Here is an 18,797-nt window from a genome sequence, read left to right as displayed (position 1 = left end):
ATTATTCTTTTAATTTAAAATAAAAAGTACTTCCTACTCCGTATTGCGAATCAACCCAGATCTTACCTTCATGTAATTTCACGATCTTTTCGCAATGTGCCAGACCTACACCTGTACCTTCATATTTATCTGAATCTGATGATCTACTGAATATATGGAAAATTTGAGAAAGGTCTTCTTCCATAATTCCTTTACCATTATCTGTAATGGCAAACGTCCAGTAACCATCATCTTGAAATGCAGAGATCCTAACCACTGGCGGTACTCCTTCTCTAGAATACTTAATGGCGTTACTTATCAAGTTTTGAAAAAGTAAACGCAGCTCTGTTTGGTAAGCATCTATCGTAGGCATACTACCCACAGTGATCGTAGCATTTCTATCTTTTGCACTCTTGCTAAGATCATACTTCACAACCTCAACAAGTTCTTGTATATCAACTTTAGTTTTATCTAGATCTCTACCTATACGGCTATGCTCTAGCAAAGCTTTGATCTGATCTGCCATACGACCTGCAGCATTATGAATGTATCCCAGATACTCCATCGCCTTCTCATTGAGATTCTCGCTATACTTTTTAGCAATAAAATCACTACTGAATCTTATTGTAGAAAGTGGCTCTTGTAAATCATGCGAACAGATAGAAACAAACTGCTCAAGGTCTGTATTTATGCGCTCAAGATCTTCTTTTTGTTGTTTAAGAATTTCTTGCGCTTGTTTAAGCTCTGTAATGTCCATCATCGTAGATCTAGATCTCACGACGTTACCATCTGCATCTTCAACACCTTCAGAATTCAGGATCACGCAGATCTTCTCACCGCTTTTACTCACGATGAACATTTCTTCATTCTTAATAGAATTTTTAGCCTTTAAAACATCGATGAATTCGGCAGATTTAATCTTACTTTCTTCATCATAAAAATCAAAAATAGATCTATCAAGAACTTCCTTCTTGTCATCATATCCCAGTGTCTCTGCAAAAAGTCTGTTACAATCTACAACCTTGGCATTGTCTAGATCAACACTAATGTGCATCACGGGATCATCTTCATAGAATGATCTAAATTTTTCTTCGCTTACGCGTAATTGCTCCTGACTCTTGTGAACCTTGGTAATATCAACAAAGGTGATCACTGTACCATCTATTTTACCATTTGCGGCAATAAATGGAGTAATTCTTTGAATGTAGTGTTTACCACTTTTACTTACGATGCGCTTCTCAAAAGGATTGCCGGTAGCCATTACTTTTTTGGCATTATCCATCAATGTACGACGACGTCTTATCCCAAAGTTTGAAATGAAATTCTCAATACTTCTTCCTATATCTTGACGCATCAAGTTAAAGTGCTCTTTGATCGCTGGCGTAAACTTGCGAATAATAAGGTCTTTATCAAGAAATACGGTTCCGATCTTAGAACTATCTAGAAGATTCTCCATATCTGCGTTAAGCAAAGCAAGATCTTCCATCTTCTGGATATGTTCTGTATTTACCGTATGAAGTTCTTCGTTTACACTTTGAAGTTCCTCATTTGTACTTTGTAACTCTTCGTTTGAAGCGAGTAATTCTTCGTTAGAAGCTTGTAGTTCTTCATTACTGGTCTCGGCCTCTTCAAGCGCTTGACTAAGTTCAAACTGTGTGGCTTTTAGCTCTTCCTCAAGATCTTTAATTCTGTTTTGAGCTGTCTTATCATAATCTTCATGCTCCACGATCACATTTGCTTTTTCAAGCGGCTCACCATCCATAATGGTAAGTATGTAATTGCTGGCTCCAGATTTATTTCTTTTTAATGGTTTAACCAAAATATCTACCACACTCGCATCGTCTTCATCTTTTGCAAGCGAGACATTTTTGGTGAAAACCGTACTACCAGATCTTGAAGCTCTTCTCACTGCATTGATCAAAACCGGCTCCATAGACTTAGGCAACATCTCTAGCAAGTTTGTAGTAAAACCAGAAGTAGGCAAAGAAGCATATTTAGAAAAAGATCCCATCGCTTCTACTACATTATACTCATCGTCAATCACAACGCTTGTTGCGCCAAACTGCTCAATTACCGCCTGCCCTATTTGCTCTCGCAAGCCATCTTTAAATGTTTTGTGTTCTGTGTTTTTATTAGATCCTACTATTCTGGATCTAGTAGTTGTGGAGTTACCCATTGTTTCAAAAAAATCTGATCGTAATCTATTGACCGGATGTGTGTTTTTAAATATTTTCCACTTACGGTCTATCAGTTCAAAATTATCGTTGTTTACACCTATATTCTCGCTTGCGCCAAGCACAAGATAGCCTTGATCGCCTAAGCCATGATGCAATATTTGCATGACCTTATCTTGCAGATCTGGCTGCAGATAAATAAGCAAATTGCGACACATCACAAGGTCCATATTTCTAAAAGGTGGATCATTGATGATGTTATGTGGTGAGAATATGATGCATTGCCTTAACTCATCAGTAACCTGAAGTCCTTTCTTTACTTCTTTAAAGTATTTCTTATACTTCTCTTCAGGAAAGTCTTCAATAATCGTTCGTGGGTATTTACCCTTACTTCCTTTTTCTAGGCTTTTTTTAGCAATATCTGTAGCAAAGATCTTAAGCGATACATTTTTGTTTTGCTTATCGATCTCTTCAAGGATCATCATCGCTAGAGAATATGGTTCTTCGCCAGAGCAGCATCCCACATCCCACATTTTGATATGCCCGCCATCTTTCTTTCTACGTACGATAGATGGTATCACCTTGCGTTGAAGAATTTCCCACAGTTTTTTATCTCTAAAGAATCGAGTTACTCCTATAAGTAGTTCTTCATAAAGGCTTTCACCTTCTTCTGGGTGTTTATCAAGATGCTCAATATACCCTTCAATTGTTTTGATCTTAAGCACATTTAGCCTTCTTGCTATTCTTCTAAAAAGAGTCGCTCTTTTATACTGACTAAAATCCATCGCCGTGATGGTTTTTAGCTTGCCTAATAAACGCTCAAGTTTTTCTTCATCGATCTGAAAATCGCTACCAAAAACATTTTGATCTTTTACATCAACATAATTTCTGATCTCATCATACATGTGCTCTACTTTAAGCACTTTATCAACGTTAGTCGTATCGATCGCACTTTGAGGCATACCATTAAACTTGGCCTGCTCAGGATCTTGTACAAGAACCAGACCGCCATTTGCTTTAATAGACTTTATACCTTTAGAGCCGTCACTGCCTGTACCGCTTAGTACAATAGCAACGCAGTTGTCCTCACAGTTTGTAGCAAGTGAGTTAAAGAAAATATCAATGGGAAGAGAAAGTTGTTTGTCTTTTGGCTTATCCTCAAGAACAAACTTACCCTCTTTTATTGTCAACAATTTGCTAGGAGGAATCAAGTATACTTGATTACCGTGCAGTTCTTCTCCTTCTTCTACGACCTTAATTGGTATATTAGTATTCTTAGCAAGCAACTCACCCATCAGACTTTTATGGTCTGGGGATAAATGTTGAACAACAACATAAGAATAATTAGATATAGAAGGGACATTATCAAAGAAATCACTCAAGGCTTGTAACCCACCGGCACTAGCCCCAATACCTACAATGACATGTTGTTGCATATAATTTATTGGTTGTATTGTAATATGCCCAACGAATTACTTTTTTTATTATCAGTAATAATATTAGGCTATATCAGTTAGGATAAGAACCAAAATATAACTTTTTGTAGGATTTTACAGAATGTTAAAATTCTTTATGATAAATTTAAGAAAAATAGACTCGACTTATTATTTAGGGTAATAATTACCGCTGTAAACTTAGAACATGAGCCAGTGATTTTATTGCTCGATCATGTTTCAGGACAAAGGGATTTGAGGTATCCCAGACGTATCCCGCAAGCACTGCACATATCTGTTCTTTCACGCTATCGTTGATGTTTGGTGCAAAAAATAACTCTTGTAAATTTCCTGTGTACCATTCTTTCACATAAGATGAAAACACATTTACACCATAAGAAATATGATCTGCGTAGTCCGTTTGCCAGTCAACATCGACTCCTTTTAATTGCTTCGAAATTAATTTCGCGGCAAGCAAACCACTCTCTGTAGCAAACGTAACACCAGATGAAAAAACCGGATCTAAAAATTCGGCACTGTTACCCGTTAAAGCAAAACCACGGCCATAAAGTTGGCTTACAGACTTAGCTACATTTCTTAAAATAATAGGCTCAAAAAGCAGGTCTAAGTCAATAAATCGATCTTTATACCTTGGAAAAAGCTTTAAGATCTCTATAAATTTTTCTTTTTGGCTTCCGCCAAAAGACTCAACAAACTCAGTCGTACTCACTAATCCTAAACTCGTAACTCCATTAGAAAAAGGAATCACCCAGAGCCAAGTGTTGTTATCTAAAATATCAAAGGAGATTCTGGTTCCTTCAAAACCATCTGGGCGTCTCTCGTCTTTAATATGTGTAAAAATAGAACTGTGCTTAGGTAATGCCGAAGGTTTATCAAGACCGAGCAACCTGGGCAAAACGCGTCCCCAGCCACTACTATCTATAATAAACTTTGCATGTATAGTTTCCTCATCACCATTCTCGTGCTTCACTAGAGTTGTAGAACTTCCATCTTCAGCAAAATCTACAGCAACAACTTCAGCACCAAAGGTAAGATCAACACCCTTCCTTATCACTTCCTGCGCAAGCACATTGTCAAAATCTGCACGCGGCAGTTGCCAGGTCCAATCCCATCCTTCTCCGTACTTTTCATCAAAATGGAATTCACATATTTCATCTTTTCGCGTAAAGCGAGCACCTCTTTTTACCTCAAAATTCTGCGCTTGCAAAGCTTCTAACAAACCAGCTTCCTCAAAATGCTCCATACATCGCGGCAACAGACTCTCACCAATCACAAATCGCGGAAAATGATTTTTCTCAACCACTTTTACTCGCACATCATTTTTATGCAAATATGCCGACGCAACGCAGCCAGAAGGCCCAGCGCCTATAACAAGAACATCAGTATGAGATTCTATTTTCTTCAAAGATTATAGCTGATAAAAATTATTTAAATACCAAAATAATTACTTTGCGCAAAAATATACCTTTGAAACCCCAAAACTTTCAATAAAGCACATCAATCAATGCCAATCCTCACCGGTAATTTAAGCGCAAGCGATTTTGAGAAGATCGTTTTTCATAATGCTCAGATCTCTCTTGATCCCGCTATCGTCTCAAAAGCTGAAAAAAGCTTTGATTTTCTTTCAAAATTTGCTCAAGACAAGGTGATTTATGGCGTTAACACAGGTTTTGGCCCCATGGCGCAATACCGCATCAATGATGAGAAGCGACAAGAATTACAGTATAATTTAATTCGCAGTCACGCTACAGGTATGGGCGCGACTTTTTCTGCGCTTTACGCGAAAGCTACGCTGCTAGCACGCCTTAATTCGCTTTCTCTGGGAAAGAGCGGTATTCATCCGGATGCGTTGCAAATAATGACACAAATGCTGAATAACGGCATTTCGCCTGTAATTTTTGAGCATGGCGGCGTGGGCGCAAGCGGTGATCTTGTGCAACTCGCACATCTCGCGCTTGGACTTATAGGTGAAGGTGATCTTCTTGTTAATGATCAAAAAAAGCCAGCACAAGAGGCTTTTAAAGATCTAGAAATTCAGCCTTTAAAAATGCATTTACGTGAAGGCCTAGCGATTATGAATGGCACTAGCGCCATGAGCGGCATAGGGATGATCAATCTTATCTTAGGTAAAAAATTACTCAATTGGATCGTCGCTGCTTCTGCGATGATCACAGAGATCGTTAAGGCATACGACGATCACCTTTCTGTGCCTTTAAATGATGCCAAAAAACACGCTGGCCAGCAAGAAATTGCAACCGCTATGCGCGCTCATCTTGAAGACAGCTCGCTTTCGCGAAAGCGAGAGCATCATCTTTATAACGGCAAGAATAACGAAAGTATTTTTAAAGAAAAAGTGCAGGAATATTATTCTATTCGCTGTGTGCCACAAATTCTGGGGCCTGTGCTAGACACCATTAAAAATGCCGAAAAAGTTCTGGTCGAAGAGATCAATTCTGCTAACGACAATCCTATTGTTGATGTGGAACAAAAACAGGTCTTTCATGGCGGAAATTTTCATGGGGATTATGTTTCTCTAGAGATGGACAAGCTCAAACTTGTCACGACCAAAATGACGATGCTCGCTGAGCGCCAACTCAATTATTTGCTCAATCCACGACTTAATGAGATTCTTCCGCCGTTTGTAAATATGGGCAAGCTTGGTCTTAACTTTGGTATGCAAGGCGCCCAATTCACCGCAACTTCTACCACTGCCGAAAGTCAGACACTTTCTAACTCAATGTATGTACACAGCATCCCGAACAACAACGATAATCAAGACATCGTCAGCATGGGTACAAATGCCTCTTTGATGACAAAAAAGGTCATTGACAATGGTTTTGACGTCGTTGCTATACAGATGGTAACTTTGGCGCAAGCCATAGATTACCTTGAGATAAGCGATAAAATATCCTCGCGTTCTAAAGAGATCTATCAAAATATCAGAGCGATTTTCCCTGCCTTTAAAGAAGATGAACCCATGTTCAAAAAACTTGCTGCAGTTAAAGAATTTCTCATGAAAATTGAAGAATAATGAAACAGCCTAAAGAAAAATTTGCGCTCATCACAGGTGCTTCTCGCGGCATCGGTAAAGCGATCGCCATGCAAATTGCAAAGGAGCTAAACTATCACGTACTCATTAATTTTAATAGTAATGAGGCTGCTGCCAAAAGTGTTCAAAACAAAATTATCGAACATGGCGGTAAGGCTAGTATTTTACCATTTAATGTAGGCGATGCTGAGGCTGTAAAAACTGCTATTAAAAATTGGCAAACTGAAAACCCAAACGGCATTATTGAAGTGATCGTGAACAATGCCGGCATCACTCGCGACGGCCTCTTCATGTGGATGAAACCTGAAGATTGGCACAACGTGATCAACACTAGTCTTAACGGTTTTTACAATGTCACAAATACGCTGATCAAAGATATTTTGCGCAATCGCTACGGCAGAGTGATCAATATTGTTTCGCTGGCAGGTTTAAAAGGTAATCCAGGACAAGTGAATTATTCTGCGGCAAAAGCTGCGATGATAGGCGCTACAAAGGCGCTGGCTCAAGAAGTTGCTAAGCGAAATATCACAGTAAACGCGATCGCACCCGGTTTTATCGAGACTGATATGACTGAAGATATTGACGAGAATGCATGGAAAAAGATCATACCCGCAGGCCGCTTTGGCAAAGCTCAGGAGATTGCAGATCTTGCTTGTTTTCTAGCTTCAGAGCGTGCTTCTTACATCACTGGCGAGGTCATAAATATCAACGGCGGTCTTTATACGTAGCGATAGTTCTTTTGGCTACAGCCAAATCAAAAAACCACAATCTCTAATTGAAAAATCCCCTAACGATTGCAACAAAAGAGTACAAAAGAGAAATCTACAGCAAACTGGGAAGGTAAATCCAGAGGATCTGTTTTAGGGTATAAGATCTACATTTTCTTGCTGCATAAACTTGGTTTGCGATTTGCGTATGCATTGCTATATCCTGTGGTTTTGTATTTCTGTTTTACCTCATGGAAGAACGTTAAGGCTTTGTACTACTATTTGCATCACCGTCAGAATTATTCTGTTGTAAAAAGTGTGATCAATATTTACAAGGCGTATTATGTTTTTGGGCAATCTATAATTGACAAATTTGCCATCGCTTCTGGTAAAAAACATTGGTATTCATTTCAATTTGATGGTAGAGAAGCGATAGAAAGTGTGCTAAATGAACAAAAAGGAGCACTTTTGATCAGTGCACACGTAGGAAATTTTCAATTAGCAGAATTTTTCTTTTCAGACCTTAAAAATACACCGGGCGTAAATCTCATTGTTACAGATAGAGAACATCGCGAGATCAAAGAATTTTTAGACAATTATTTACAAACAACATCAGTAAATTTCATCACTGTTGAGAATGATATTTCTCACATTTTTGAGATCAATGCTGCGCTTACGCGAAATGAAATCGTCTGTATTTCAGGCGATAGATTCATAAATCAGGCAAAACGTTTTGAAACAGAATTCTTAGGAGAAAAAGCAGAATTCCCTGCGGGACCTTTTATACTTGGAGCAAAATTAAAAGTGCCCGTTCTATTTGTTTATGTAATGCGAGATGGCTTTAAAAAGTATCATCTTTATGCCCGTAAATCGCTACATACCGTTGGCGACGAAAACGATATTTTTGACAAATACAAGACCCATTTAGAGCAAATTTTGCAAAAATACCCTTTGCAATGGTTTAATTATTACGATTTTTGGAAAACAAACCAATAACTGATTTATGAACCAAACCATCAAAACGATCACAGATTCTGCAGAAATTAAAAAACTTCTACCCCAAAGCGAACCTATGATAATGGTGGATAGACTCGACTATTACAACCAGAAAAAAATTAGAACTGGACTTACCATTAGACATGAAAATATCTTTGTAGAAAAGGGAGTACTCTCTGAAGCTGGTATCATTGAACACATCGCACAAAGCATCGCGTTGCTCACCGGTCACGTTAAAAAAACCGACAATAAACCCACCGTGGGTTACATAGGCGGGATGAAAGACTTTGAGATCTACGAACTGCCAAAAATGGGTAAAAGCCTTGAAACAAAAGTTGAAGTTGTTCAAGAATTCATGGGCATGAGACTCTCGCAAGCAGATGTATTTTTAGGAAGTAAAAAAATTGCTTCTGGCCAACTTAAAACCGCAACAAAACCATAATGAAGATCAAGGTCAATAAAGATTTACACCCATCAGCCTTGACCTGTGAACATACCACCAGGATACGTTTTAACGAATGTGATTCTCTGGGAATAGTCTGGCACGGCCATTATCTCAAATATTTTGAGGATGGCCGTGAGGCTTTTGGTCGCCAGTATGGCATCTCATACCTCGATGTAGAAAATCATGGTTTTTTTACGCCCATCACACAATCTATCCTCGAGCATCAGGCACCTTTAAAATATGGTGACGTGGCAACTATAAAAACCACTTTTCTACAAACCAGAGCGGCAAAATTGATTTTTGAGTATGAAATCAAGAATCAAAACGACCAACTCGTTTGTACGGGTCAAACCACGCAGGTTTTTATGGATAAAGACCACAAACTTTCTATACTTGCGCCACCCTTTTTTAAAAACTGGAAAGCGCAACACAATCTACAATAGCACAATTTGAAGCACGTTTACGCTACATCTGGCAATATCATTTCTCCGCTGGGCTTTGATACGGCAAGTAATTATATCGCTTCCGCGAAAGCGACTACCGCTATACAAATGCATGACGACAAGTCTATGCTTCCTGTGCCATTTTACGCCTCGCTGCTTCAAACTGAAAAACTCACGGAAGCATTTTCAAAAATTGGGAATCCTGCAAATTTCACCCGATTAGAGCAAATGATGTTACTATCTGTTCAAGATTCAATAACACAAGAAAACCTTGGGATCACAGAAAAAACAGCATTAATTGTCGCCACCACAAAAGGAAATATTGATGCGCTTGAAGAAAACAGCAACTTTGATAAAAACCGAGCATATTTACCCGTTTTAGGAAAGTCAATTAAAGATTTTTTCGGTTTTAAGAAAGAAGCGATTGTTGTTTCAAATGCATGTGTTTCTGGGATTCTTGCCGTGGCGGTTGCTAAGAGATTGATTCAGGTGGGAGTTTATGATGACGCGGTAATTGTTGCTGGCGATATTATTTCAAAATTCACCTTATCTGGTTTTCATTCTTTTCAAGCGTTGAGTGAAGGTCCTTGCAAACCGTATTCAAAATTCCGTAATGGTGTTTCCCTTGGCGAAGGTGCTGCTTCGCTTATCATTTCCGCGAAAGCGAAATCAATTATCAAAATCACGGGCGAAGCTTCCTGCAACGATGCAAACCATATCTCTGGACCTTCTCGCACCGGCGCTGGGCTTTTTAAAAGTATTACCGCAGCGATGCATGAATCTGGGCTTTCGCCAAATGAACTCGACTATATTTCTGCGCATGGCACAGCCACGATTTACAACGACGAGATGGAAAGTATCGCGCTTAACCGAAGTAACATGCTGCACGTTCCCATAAACAGTTTTAAAGGAATTTACGGCCACACGCTAGGCGCGTCAGGTCTGCTTGAAACGGTTTTAGGTCTTGAAAGCATGAAGCGAAATGAACTTTTACAATCGGTAGGATTTGATGAACTTGGGGTTTCAAAATCCATTAATGTGATAAAACAGTTTAAATCTGCCACGGTCAATAATTTCTTAAAAACCGCGTCTGGTTTTGGAGGTTGTAACACTGCTGTAATTTTTCAGAAGGATGAGTAAAGCTACTTTCATATCGCATTTTTGCAGCATTGAGAATGATTCAATGATTGTCGATGGAACTGAAATTTTCAGGCAGCGAGATAGTGGCTTCGTAGATTTCGCGAAAGCGCTATACAAAGAATTTGACCTCTCTTATCCCAAGTTTCACAAAATGGACGGCTTGAGTAAATTGATGTTCCTTTCGGCGGAAGCTTTATCTCAAAAAACCGATTTTCAGGAAAACATGGCGATCGTAATTGCTAATCGTAGCAGCAGTATAGAAATTGACCGCAAGCATCAAGAAACCATCGCAGACCCAAATAATTTTTACCCCAGCCCGGCAAACTTTGTTTACACCTTGCCTAACATTGGGATTGGTGAAATTAGCATAAGACATAAAATTCAGGGTGAAAACGCCTTTTTTGTGTCAGAAAAGTTTGACGCTCAACTTTTGCACAGTTATTGCGAAAGCCTAATTCAAACCGGTAAATGTAAACAAGTGCTTTGCGGTTGGGCAGATTTTGACCACTTAAACGCAAAATCCTTTTTATATTTGCTCTCCCGTTCTGGCCCGCTAGAACACACCGTTGAGAATTTAGACTACCTACACGCATGCAACACATGGAAGAATTGAAGCGCGAGCTTAAAGAGAATATCATCGAGCAACTGAGCCTGGAAGAATTTACCGTTGAAGAAATCGCTGATGATGATGCACTTTTTGGCGAAGGTCTGGGTCTCGATTCTATTGATGCGCTTGAGCTTATCGTGATGCTCGACAAAGATTATGGCATCAAACTTACTGACCCAGAAAAGGGCAAGGAAATCTTTGAATCCGTTAACGTATTAGCAGCTTATATTGCCGAAAACCGCACAAAATAAAGCGTCACGAGGAGTTGCCATCACCGGGATGGGAATTGCATCGGCGCTGGGTATCGGCCTCTCGCCCACACTTTCTGCATTAAAAAATAGCAAAACGGGTATCGCAAGACCGCACCTTTTGCAAACTAATCATGCTAGCGAAATTTTTGTAGGCGAAGTAAAATGCACAAATCAAGAAATTGCTGCTCAACTCAATCTTACAGCAAGTCATAATTATACACGCACCGCGCTTTTAGGTTGCCTTGCGGCGAAAGAAGCTACTACTGGATTTAACCTCAATGATGGTTACAAAACCGGTCTCATCTCTAGCACCACCGTGGGCGGAATGGACATGACGGAACAATTTCTCAAAACATATTCCGCGTCACCTGAATACCGAAAATACATCAACAGTCACAACGCTGGCGACAGTTCGCAGAAAATCGCAGAGCAGTTGGGCTTAACTGATTTTGTTTCCACAATCAGCACGGCATGCTCATCTGCAGTGAATGCGATTATGCTGGGCGCTCGCATGATTAAAGCAGGCAAACTAGACCGCGTGATTGTGGGCGGAGTTGACGCCTTGTCAAAATTCACGCTTAACGGTTTTAAATCGCTGATGATTATGAGCGATGCACATTGCAAACCGTTTGACCAGTCCCGCAACGGACTCAATCTGGGCGAAGCCGCTGCATTTTTGGTTCTAGAATCTGAAGAAGTGGTTCAAAAAGAAAACCGCGAAGTCATTGCTTATCTTTCTGGCTATGGAAATGCAAACGATGCGCATCATCAAACAGCTTCGTCTCCAGAAGGTGAAGGCGCATTTCTCGCCATGCAAAAAGCACTGGAAATTGCTGGGCTTTCGCCAAAAGAAATAAGCTATATCAACGCGCACGGCACTGCAACGCCAAACAATGATTTGTCTGAAAGTGTTGCTTTAAAACGCATTTTTGGCGTACAAATGCCCGCCTTTAGTTCTACCAAACCTTTTACGGGACACACGCTGGCTCCGGCCGGCGCTGTAGAAGCTGTGTTCTCTATTTTGGCATTACAAAACAACCTGATTTTCCCAAATCTCAATTTTGAGAATCCCATTGAAGAAACAGGTCTTATCCCACAAACCGAACTCAAATCACAAAAATTAGAACACGTACTTTCTAATTCATTTGGCTTCGGTGGTAATTGTTCAACGCTCATTTTCTCACGCGCATGAAGCCCATTTTTATACATAGCGCAGCGTTGATTTCGGCACAGGATACTTTTGGCGAAAGCCAGATTCTAAACAAGCTTAACGTAACAGATAAAAAGGTTGAATCAATTCATCCAAATTACCGCGAATTCATTACACCGGGGCAAGCGCGTCGTATGGCAACGGGCGTTAAAATGGGTTTCGCTGCTGCGAAAAAATCGCTAGCGCAAGCCAATATCGAAATCCCAGATGCCATCATCACCGGCACGGGAATGGGTTGTAACGAGGATACTGAGAAATTTCTCAACAAACTCATCGCGGATGATGAGCAATACCTCACGCCTACCGCTTTTATTCAAAGCACGCATAACACCGTGGCTGCGCAAATTGCGCTTGCTTTAAAATGCCATGGTTACAACAACAATCATGTGCACGGCGCGGCTTCTTTTGAGTCGGCGGTGATAGATGCGCAATTGCTGATTCTTGCTGAAGAAGCTCAAAATATTTTAGTGGGCGGCGTAGACGAATTGGGCGACGAATTCATTGATTATGTGATTTTGCAAAACGAGGAGCAACAGGAAAAAATCAAAGTGCCATTTAGTGAAGGTGCCGGTTTTTTTATGCTTGGCAGCGAAAAGGAAAACGCCATTGCTCAGCTCACAGATGTAGCGATTTATAGTAAAATCAAACCTGAAGAAGTTGAAGAAAAACTGAATGAGTTCTTAACTGAAAATAGTATTTTAGCTGGGGAAATCGACCTTCTTCTCACTGGAAATAACGGTGATGAATTTGATGTTTTCTTTGATAAAGTTTCAGAACAACTTTCTTCTGCAAAGCGATTGAATTTTAAAGAATACAGCGGTGAATTTCACACAGCTTCAGTAGTGGCTTTCTGGATGGCAGTTGAAAAATTGAAGGCTAAAGAAGCAAATACAGTTTTAATTTACAATCAATTTAAAGGCGAGAATCACACCTTCACGCTACTGAAATCATGCTAAGGCCTAACAAACAAATCTGGCTCATTTTGATTTTTGCCGCTATCGTGGCAATGGGTTTGATCCTTGGATTATCTATCTGGTTTGCGGTTTTTTCTTTTTTAGTACTTCCATTGGTTTTCTTTGTGATTTCGTTTCAAATACAATGGAACTTCTTCCTAGAAGCTTTCAATTACAAGAGAACTTCACAGAAGGTTCTTGCACTCACTTTTGATGACGGTCCACATCCTGAAATCACACCGCAAATTCTTGATTTGCTCAAAAAATATAATGCAAAAGCGACCTTCTTCTGCATCGGTCAACATGCTGAAAAAAATCCCAAAATTCTAAAGCGTATTCTTGAAGAAGGACACGAAGTGGGAAGTCACAGCTACTCGCATAAAAATACGTTTCCTCTTTTTGGCGAAAGCCAAATAAAAGATGAGCTTCAAAAAACGGACCTCGTTCTAAAACAAGAAAATAAATTGTTTAGACCGCCTTTTGGGGTAACAAATCCTACAATTGCAAAAGTTATAAAAGAAACCGGTCATCAGGTAATTGGGTGGAATGTGAGAAGTTTTGACACTGTGACTAAAGATCCTCAAACCATCGCAAAACGGGTTTTAAAAAAGATAAAACCGGGAAGCATAATTTTGATGCACGACACGCAGCCACAAACGCTGGAGGCTTTAAAAATCATGTTGCCAAAGCTTAAAGATCATACGTTTGTAACCATAACACAACTTCAACGTTTATGAGAATTCTTGTGCTATTTCTGTTTTTTGCAGCCTCTGTCTTTGCGCAAGAAGAGCTTAATTTCTGGGAGCGCCGTGATCTTGCCCGCATTTTAGGAACGATCTCTGTTAAGCCGGAAACGGTAACGGCAAACTTCACTATTTATAAATTCTCAGACACAGACACGCTCTCGCAAGACGGACTTTTATTATACAAAGCCCCAGACAAATTAAAGTGTGAGATCACTGATGATCCGCGCTCGCAATGGGCAATTGACGGCAACATTTTAACCACTGAAAAAGATCTAAAACAAACCAATTACGACCTGCAAAAAAGCTCTGCTATTTATCCTTCTATCAATTTATTGATGGATATTATCAACGGTGAATATCTTGACGAAGATCGCTATGAATTGCAGTATGCTAGTGATAATTTGAGTCATATTTTTGGCATTAAGCCAAAAGAAGGCAGTTATAAAGACACAATTTTATACCTTTATTTTGACAAAGGAATTGCCACTTTATCTAATATAAAAATGTTTGAAAATGGCAAAAACGTCCTAACTATAGAACTAATCGCACCCTTTTATAATACCCCCATTCACGACAGTACGTTTAGATTATAAATAACCATGTTACTCAATTCTTTTTATAAAATAATAGGGCTCGAAGCCAAAGAAGATCAGATCAAAACTCAATTACAGTTAAATCCTGAGCATCCTATTTTTAAGGGTCATTTTCCTGAAAACCCAATCGTTCCGGGAGTTTGTTTTATTCAGATCATTAAAGAAATTCTTCAGGATTTTTATGCGGCAACTATTCTCATCGCAAAGATCACAAACTTAAAATTTCTCTTTCCTGTAGATCCTAGAGAGCATCGTGAGATTGAAATTTTATTAGGTTTGGAAGATTTTGGCGAAAGCCAAAAAGTAAGAGTTATTGCCTCTTTACCAGACGAAACGCCCGTTCTTAAGGGTATAATGCTGTGCGAGAAAAAATAATGCAGTAACTTGTGCACGCAAAAAATTGCACATGCCCCAAGAGACAATTCAAGAAAAAATAAAGCGCTTAAACTGCTGCATCATCCTACCCACGTTTAACAACGCGGCAACGCTGAAGCGAGTGATAGATGGTGTTTTGGAGTATTCAGCTGAGCTTATTGTAGTCAATGACGGTTCAACTGATGGCACTTCATCCATTCTTGATTCTTATAAAAATCTTACCCGCATTGACCTCGCAAAAAACGCAGGAAAGGGAAATGCGCTTCGGCTAGGTTTTAAAAAAGCGCTTGATCTTGGCTTTGATTATGCAATTACGTTAGACAGCGACGGGCAACATTATCCTGACGATATTCCGCTGTTTATTGAGGATTTGGCTGCAGCCAAAAACAAAAATCTATTATTAATAGGCGCCCGAAACTTGCAAACTACTGATGGTGTTCCTGGCAAAAATGGTTTTGGAAACAAAGTCTCAAACTTCTGGTATCGCATGGAAACCGGAATTCGCCTGACCGATACGCAAAGCGGTTTTAGATTGTATCCTTTGCAGGAATTGGCGAAGTGGGATTTGCACACAGATCTGTATGTTCTAGAAATTGAGGTCATCGTCAAAGCCGACTGGAATGGTACCGAAGTACGTAATATTCCCATCCGAGTTTTGTATGACCCAGATGAGCGCGTATCGCATTTTAGACCGTTTACAGATGTGATGCTCATCATAAAATACCGCTGCTACACGGTCATCAAAGGTTTTTGGTTTGTGCGCCCCACGCGCTACCTAAAAAGCCTAAAAAAAAAAGGAATCAAGAAAGCCTTCCTCAACGGATTTCTAGGCGTTAATGATTCTCCGCATAAAAAGGCATTAAGCGTTGCACTTGGCGTTTTCATTGGGCTCACGCCACTTTATGGTTTTCACACCGTTATAGTTTTGGCACTTGCAATCGTCTTAAAACTCAACAAAATCATCTCGGTTACTTTTAGTCATGTGAGCTTGCCGCCATTCATCCCGTTTGTGCTTTTTGCGAGCATACAAACAGGAAATATGCTGCTAGGTCACGACTTCTCATTCGATTTTAGCAATACAGAGATCATTGGCGAAATAGGCGACCAATTGCAATCCTACATCATCGGGAGTCTTTTTCTGTCCACCTTTGGGGCGCTTTTCATGTATTTGCTCTCGCTTTTAATTTTCTCGCTTTTGCAGCGAAAAAAACTCGCCTATGCCTAGGTTTTTCTTCAAAACGCATCAATGGCTGAGCCAACGCAAAATCCCCGCATTAATTGGGCTAATCGTTGTTTTTGCTTTGATGATTTTGGGCGTGACCCAAATAGAATTTGAAGAAGACATCTCCCGACTTGTTCCTGTGAATGAGCAGAACAAGACAAAACAAGAAGTGCTGCAAAACATGAATTTTGCGGATAAAGTTATCGTTACTATTCAGGCAGATTCTGTGGCAAATAGTGAAAATCTTATCGCTTACGCGGAAAGCTTTATCGACAGTCTCAACACAAACGCCAGCGATTATTTCACCGAAATTCAAGGCAAAGTGGGTAATCGTTCTGCCTTTGAAGCTATTGATTTTGTGTATGAAAATCTACCCGTTTTTCTGGATAGCTCAGACTATCAAACCATTGAAAACAAACTGCAACCCGATAGTTTAAAATTGCAGCTAGAGTCCAGTTACAAAAACTTGAATTCACCGTTTGGGATGATTTCTCGCAGGACGATTTTGCAAGACCCGCTGGGCATTTCTTTTTTAGGGATGGAAGAGCTGCAAAAGTTCGGGAAGCAAGACCAGTTTAAATTGGTCGACGGTTTTCTCGTAACTAAAAACGATAAAAATCTGCTGCTTTTTATCTCGCCTAAATACCCAACAAGCGAAACGGGTAAAAACAACATTTTCTCAGATTATCTCTACCAACTCAAAACTGAATTGGATACTAAATTTGAGGGTCAAGCGAACATTTCGTATTTCGGCGGGATGATGATAAGCGTCGCCAATGCTGAGCAAATTCAGAGCGATATTAAGTACACAGTTACCATTGCTCTTGCCGTGTTGCTGCTCATTTTCATCTTGTTTTACCGCAAACTTTCAGTACCTCTTATTTTATTTATTCCCACACTTTTTGCGGGATTATTGGCCATCGTCATCCTAGGATTTGTTAGAGAAAGCATTTCTGCGATTTCATTAGGTATCGGCTCTGTTTTACTGGGAATCACGCTTGATTATGCGCTGCATATTCTCACACATTTACGCAATAACGCATCGGTAAAAGCGATGTTTGAGCATGTCACAAAACCGCTTTTAATGAGCAGTCTTACGACCGCTTTAGCGTTTTTCTGCTTGCTATTTTTAGACAGTCCAGCGTTGCAGGACTTGGGGATTTTTGCAGGTTTAAGTGTTCTTATCGCATCGATTTTTGCATTGATTTTTATTCCGCAGGCGTATCGTGGCGGTCTCAAACCGGCAAAAAAACGAACCTTGTTAGACCGCATTTCTGCATACCAATTTCATAAAAACAAAATCCTGATAGCCGGTCTCGCATTGCTCGTTTTGGTTTCGATTTTCACATTCAACAAAGTGAAATTTGAGAAAGACCTCTCTGCGCTCAACTTTATGCCAGAGGATATCGCTTCCACGGAAAAAAATCTGGAACAAATCACTCAGATGGGCGACAAGTCGGTTTACATCGCCAGTTATGGAACTACCGAAGAGGAAGCGCTAAAAGCAAATGATTTAGTAAAAACTAAACTTGAAAAACTTAAGGCGAACCAACAAATCCTCAGCTACAATTCAATCGCTGGACTCGTTCCTTCCGCTGAAAAGCAACAAGAAAAAATCAACACTTGGAACACCTTCTGGACTCACGAGAAGATTCAAAGCACTGAACAAAACCTTGAAAGTTTTGGAACAACAATAGGTTTTAGAACAAAGGATTTTGATGCGTTCAATGCGCTATTGGCAAAAGATTTCAAACCACTACAGCTTAGTGATTACAGCAAGTTAGAAACGCTGCCTGTCAAAGATTTTGTTTCGCCAAAAAACGGACTTACCATCATCACGACTTTGGTGAAAACCAAGGAAGAAAATGCGAAACTTCTCGCAAGTACTTTTGGCGCCATGCCTGATGCACGGCAGGCAAACCAAAACATACTTGTGGTAGACCGCGAAAACCTCAATGAGACATTCTTGAGTTCGCTCACCACAGACTTCAATAAGCTAATTCTCTACTCGCTCATTACGGTCGTCCTCATCCTGCTCCTCGCCTACCGCAATATCGCTGTGACTCTTGTAACACTTGTTCCCATTGGGATCACTTGGTTTTTAACCCTGGGGATCATGGGCATTTTTGACCTGCATTTTAATGTTTTCAATATCATTATCACCACGTTCATTTTTGGTTTGGGGATTGATTATGCCATTTTTATGACAAACGGTCTGATGCTGAAAAATAAAGAAAATGCGGAGCTGACTACCTATAAATCGAGCATTTTGCTTTCTATGCTGACGACGATTCTGGGGATTGGGGTTTTGGCTTTCGCCAAACATCCTGCGCTGCAAAGTATCTCGCTAATATCAGTAATTGGGATTTTTTCGGCGGTACTTGTGGTATTTGTTGTGCAACCGATTTTATACCAATTAGCGAATAAGCTAATGAAAAAATTAGCGAATTAAC

At 39.9% G+C, this 18,797-nt stretch carries 17 protein-coding genes; 15 read left to right on the top strand and 2 right to left on the bottom strand.

Translation table 11 applies throughout. The features are described from left to right. Position 1: 1 nt before the first annotated feature. Together ACZ5L8_RS02015 and ACZ5L8_RS02010 are read right to left on the bottom strand one after the other, a co-directional pair. Positions 2 to 3,589, bottom strand: coding sequence for a CheR family methyltransferase (locus ACZ5L8_RS02015; RefSeq protein WP_464439374.1), 3,588 nt, complete (start codon positions 3,587 to 3,589; stop codon positions 2 to 4). Positions 3,590 to 3,773: 184 nt separating this feature from the next. Then, entirely contained in the window at positions 3,774 to 5,012 is a 1,239-nt protein-coding gene (locus ACZ5L8_RS02010) for an NAD(P)/FAD-dependent oxidoreductase (RefSeq protein WP_464439372.1), read from the bottom strand. 99 nt (positions 5,013 to 5,111) lie between these two features. Here ACZ5L8_RS02010 and flxA point away from each other — a divergent pair, with 99 nt between their 5' ends. The 15 genes from flxA (at position 5,112) to ACZ5L8_RS01935 (ending at position 18,796) form a co-directional block, all read left to right on the top strand. Continuing rightward, positions 5,112 to 6,638: a flexirubin biosynthesis tyrosine ammonia-lyase FlxA gene (gene flxA / locus ACZ5L8_RS02005; RefSeq protein WP_464439370.1), complete on the top strand. Its 1,527-nt coding sequence runs from the start codon at positions 5,112 to 5,114 to the stop codon at positions 6,636 to 6,638. Continuing rightward, positions 6,638 to 7,384, top strand: a complete 747-nt coding sequence (flxB, locus tag ACZ5L8_RS02000) for a flexirubin biosynthesis SDR family reductase FlxB (protein WP_464439368.1) — start codon at positions 6,638 to 6,640, stop codon at positions 7,382 to 7,384. The genes flxA and flxB overlap by 1 nt, the downstream gene beginning before the upstream one ends. 66 nt (positions 7,385 to 7,450) lie before the next feature. Then, a complete protein-coding gene (locus ACZ5L8_RS01995) occupies positions 7,451 to 8,359 on the top strand; it encodes an LpxL/LpxP family acyltransferase (RefSeq protein WP_464439366.1) in 909 nt (302 codons plus the stop codon). Positions 8,360 to 8,366: 7 nt separating this feature from the next. Next, positions 8,367 to 8,801: a hotdog family protein gene (locus tag ACZ5L8_RS01990; RefSeq protein ID WP_464439364.1), complete on the top strand. Its 435-nt coding sequence runs from the start codon at positions 8,367 to 8,369 to the stop codon at positions 8,799 to 8,801. After that, entirely contained in the window at positions 8,801 to 9,247 is a 447-nt protein-coding gene (locus ACZ5L8_RS01985) for an acyl-CoA thioesterase (protein ID WP_464439362.1), read from the top strand. The genes ACZ5L8_RS01990 and ACZ5L8_RS01985 overlap by 1 nt, the downstream gene beginning before the upstream one ends. Before the next feature lie 6 nt (positions 9,248 to 9,253). Beyond that, positions 9,254 to 10,387, top strand: coding sequence for a beta-ketoacyl synthase N-terminal-like domain-containing protein (locus tag ACZ5L8_RS01980; RefSeq protein WP_464439360.1), 1,134 nt, complete (start codon positions 9,254 to 9,256; stop codon positions 10,385 to 10,387). Beyond that, positions 10,380 to 11,000, top strand: coding sequence for a beta-ketoacyl-[acyl-carrier-protein] synthase family protein (locus ACZ5L8_RS01975; protein ID WP_464439358.1), 621 nt, complete (start codon positions 10,380 to 10,382; stop codon positions 10,998 to 11,000). The genes ACZ5L8_RS01980 and ACZ5L8_RS01975 overlap by 8 nt, the downstream gene beginning before the upstream one ends. Further along, on the top strand, positions 10,988 to 11,245 hold the full coding sequence (locus tag ACZ5L8_RS01970) for a phosphopantetheine-binding protein (RefSeq protein ID WP_462599143.1): 258 nt from the start codon (positions 10,988 to 10,990) through the stop codon (positions 11,243 to 11,245). The genes ACZ5L8_RS01975 and ACZ5L8_RS01970 overlap by 13 nt, the downstream gene beginning before the upstream one ends. Further along, complete coding sequence (locus tag ACZ5L8_RS01965) at positions 11,223 to 12,437, top strand: beta-ketoacyl-[acyl-carrier-protein] synthase family protein (RefSeq protein WP_464439356.1); 1,215 nt, start codon at positions 11,223 to 11,225, stop codon at positions 12,435 to 12,437. The genes ACZ5L8_RS01970 and ACZ5L8_RS01965 overlap by 23 nt, the downstream gene beginning before the upstream one ends. Beyond that, entirely contained in the window at positions 12,434 to 13,411 is a 978-nt protein-coding gene (locus ACZ5L8_RS01960) for a beta-ketoacyl synthase chain length factor (protein WP_464439354.1), read from the top strand. Before ACZ5L8_RS01965 ends, ACZ5L8_RS01960 begins: the two co-directional genes overlap by 4 nt. Before the next feature lie 26 nt (positions 13,412 to 13,437). Beyond that, on the top strand, positions 13,438 to 14,145 hold the full coding sequence (locus ACZ5L8_RS01955; RefSeq protein ID WP_464439352.1) for a polysaccharide deacetylase family protein: 708 nt from the start codon (positions 13,438 to 13,440) through the stop codon (positions 14,143 to 14,145). Further along, a complete protein-coding gene (locus ACZ5L8_RS01950; protein ID WP_464439350.1) occupies positions 14,142 to 14,747 on the top strand; it encodes an outer membrane lipoprotein carrier protein LolA in 606 nt (201 codons plus the stop codon). Before ACZ5L8_RS01955 ends, ACZ5L8_RS01950 begins: the two co-directional genes overlap by 4 nt. A 6-nt stretch (positions 14,748 to 14,753) precedes the next feature. Next, positions 14,754 to 15,122, top strand: coding sequence for an ApeI family dehydratase (locus tag ACZ5L8_RS01945; RefSeq protein ID WP_464439348.1), 369 nt, complete (start codon positions 14,754 to 14,756; stop codon positions 15,120 to 15,122). A 31-nt stretch (positions 15,123 to 15,153) separates the two neighbouring features. Further along, positions 15,154 to 16,347, top strand: coding sequence for a DUF2062 domain-containing protein (locus tag ACZ5L8_RS01940; RefSeq protein WP_464439346.1), 1,194 nt, complete (start codon positions 15,154 to 15,156; stop codon positions 16,345 to 16,347). Further along, positions 16,340 to 18,796: an MMPL family transporter gene (locus ACZ5L8_RS01935; protein WP_464439344.1), complete on the top strand. Its 2,457-nt coding sequence runs from the start codon at positions 16,340 to 16,342 to the stop codon at positions 18,794 to 18,796. Before ACZ5L8_RS01940 ends, ACZ5L8_RS01935 begins: the two co-directional genes overlap by 8 nt. The last annotated feature ends 1 nt before the right edge of the window (position 18,797 follow it).

The sequence above is a fragment of the Leeuwenhoekiella obamensis genome, from assembly GCF_055391795.1.
The sequence above is the reverse complement of the archived record's forward strand: the minus strand, read 5'-3'. Positions and strand labels throughout refer to the sequence as shown.

Excerpts from the sequence above, each read along its gene's own strand:
- flxA (WP_464439370.1), top strand. The coding sequence starts at position 5,112 with ATGCCAATCCTCACCGGTAATTTAAGCGCAAGCGATTTTGAGAAGATC.
- ACZ5L8_RS01975 (WP_464439358.1), top strand. The coding sequence starts at position 10,380 with ATGAGTAAAGCTACTTTCATATCGCATTTTTGCAGCATTGAGAATGAT.
- ACZ5L8_RS01985 (WP_464439362.1), top strand. The coding sequence starts at position 8,801 with ATGAAGATCAAGGTCAATAAAGATTTACACCCATCAGCCTTGACCTGT.
- ACZ5L8_RS01940 (WP_464439346.1), top strand. The coding sequence starts at position 15,154 with ATGCCCCAAGAGACAATTCAAGAAAAAATAAAGCGCTTAAACTGCTGC.
- ACZ5L8_RS01935 (WP_464439344.1), top strand. The coding sequence starts at position 16,340 with ATGCCTAGGTTTTTCTTCAAAACGCATCAATGGCTGAGCCAACGCAAA.
- ACZ5L8_RS01970 (WP_462599143.1), top strand. The coding sequence starts at position 10,988 with ATGGAAGAATTGAAGCGCGAGCTTAAAGAGAATATCATCGAGCAACTG.
- ACZ5L8_RS01960 (WP_464439354.1), top strand. The coding sequence starts at position 12,434 with ATGAAGCCCATTTTTATACATAGCGCAGCGTTGATTTCGGCACAGGAT.
- ACZ5L8_RS02015 (WP_464439374.1), bottom strand. The coding sequence starts at position 3,589 with ATGCAACAACATGTCATTGTAGGTATTGGGGCTAGTGCCGGTGGGTTA.
- ACZ5L8_RS01990 (WP_464439364.1), top strand. The coding sequence starts at position 8,367 with ATGAACCAAACCATCAAAACGATCACAGATTCTGCAGAAATTAAAAAA.
- flxB (WP_464439368.1), top strand. The coding sequence starts at position 6,638 with ATGAAACAGCCTAAAGAAAAATTTGCGCTCATCACAGGTGCTTCTCGC.
- ACZ5L8_RS01945 (WP_464439348.1), top strand. The coding sequence starts at position 14,754 with ATGTTACTCAATTCTTTTTATAAAATAATAGGGCTCGAAGCCAAAGAA.
- ACZ5L8_RS01950 (WP_464439350.1), top strand. The coding sequence starts at position 14,142 with ATGAGAATTCTTGTGCTATTTCTGTTTTTTGCAGCCTCTGTCTTTGCG.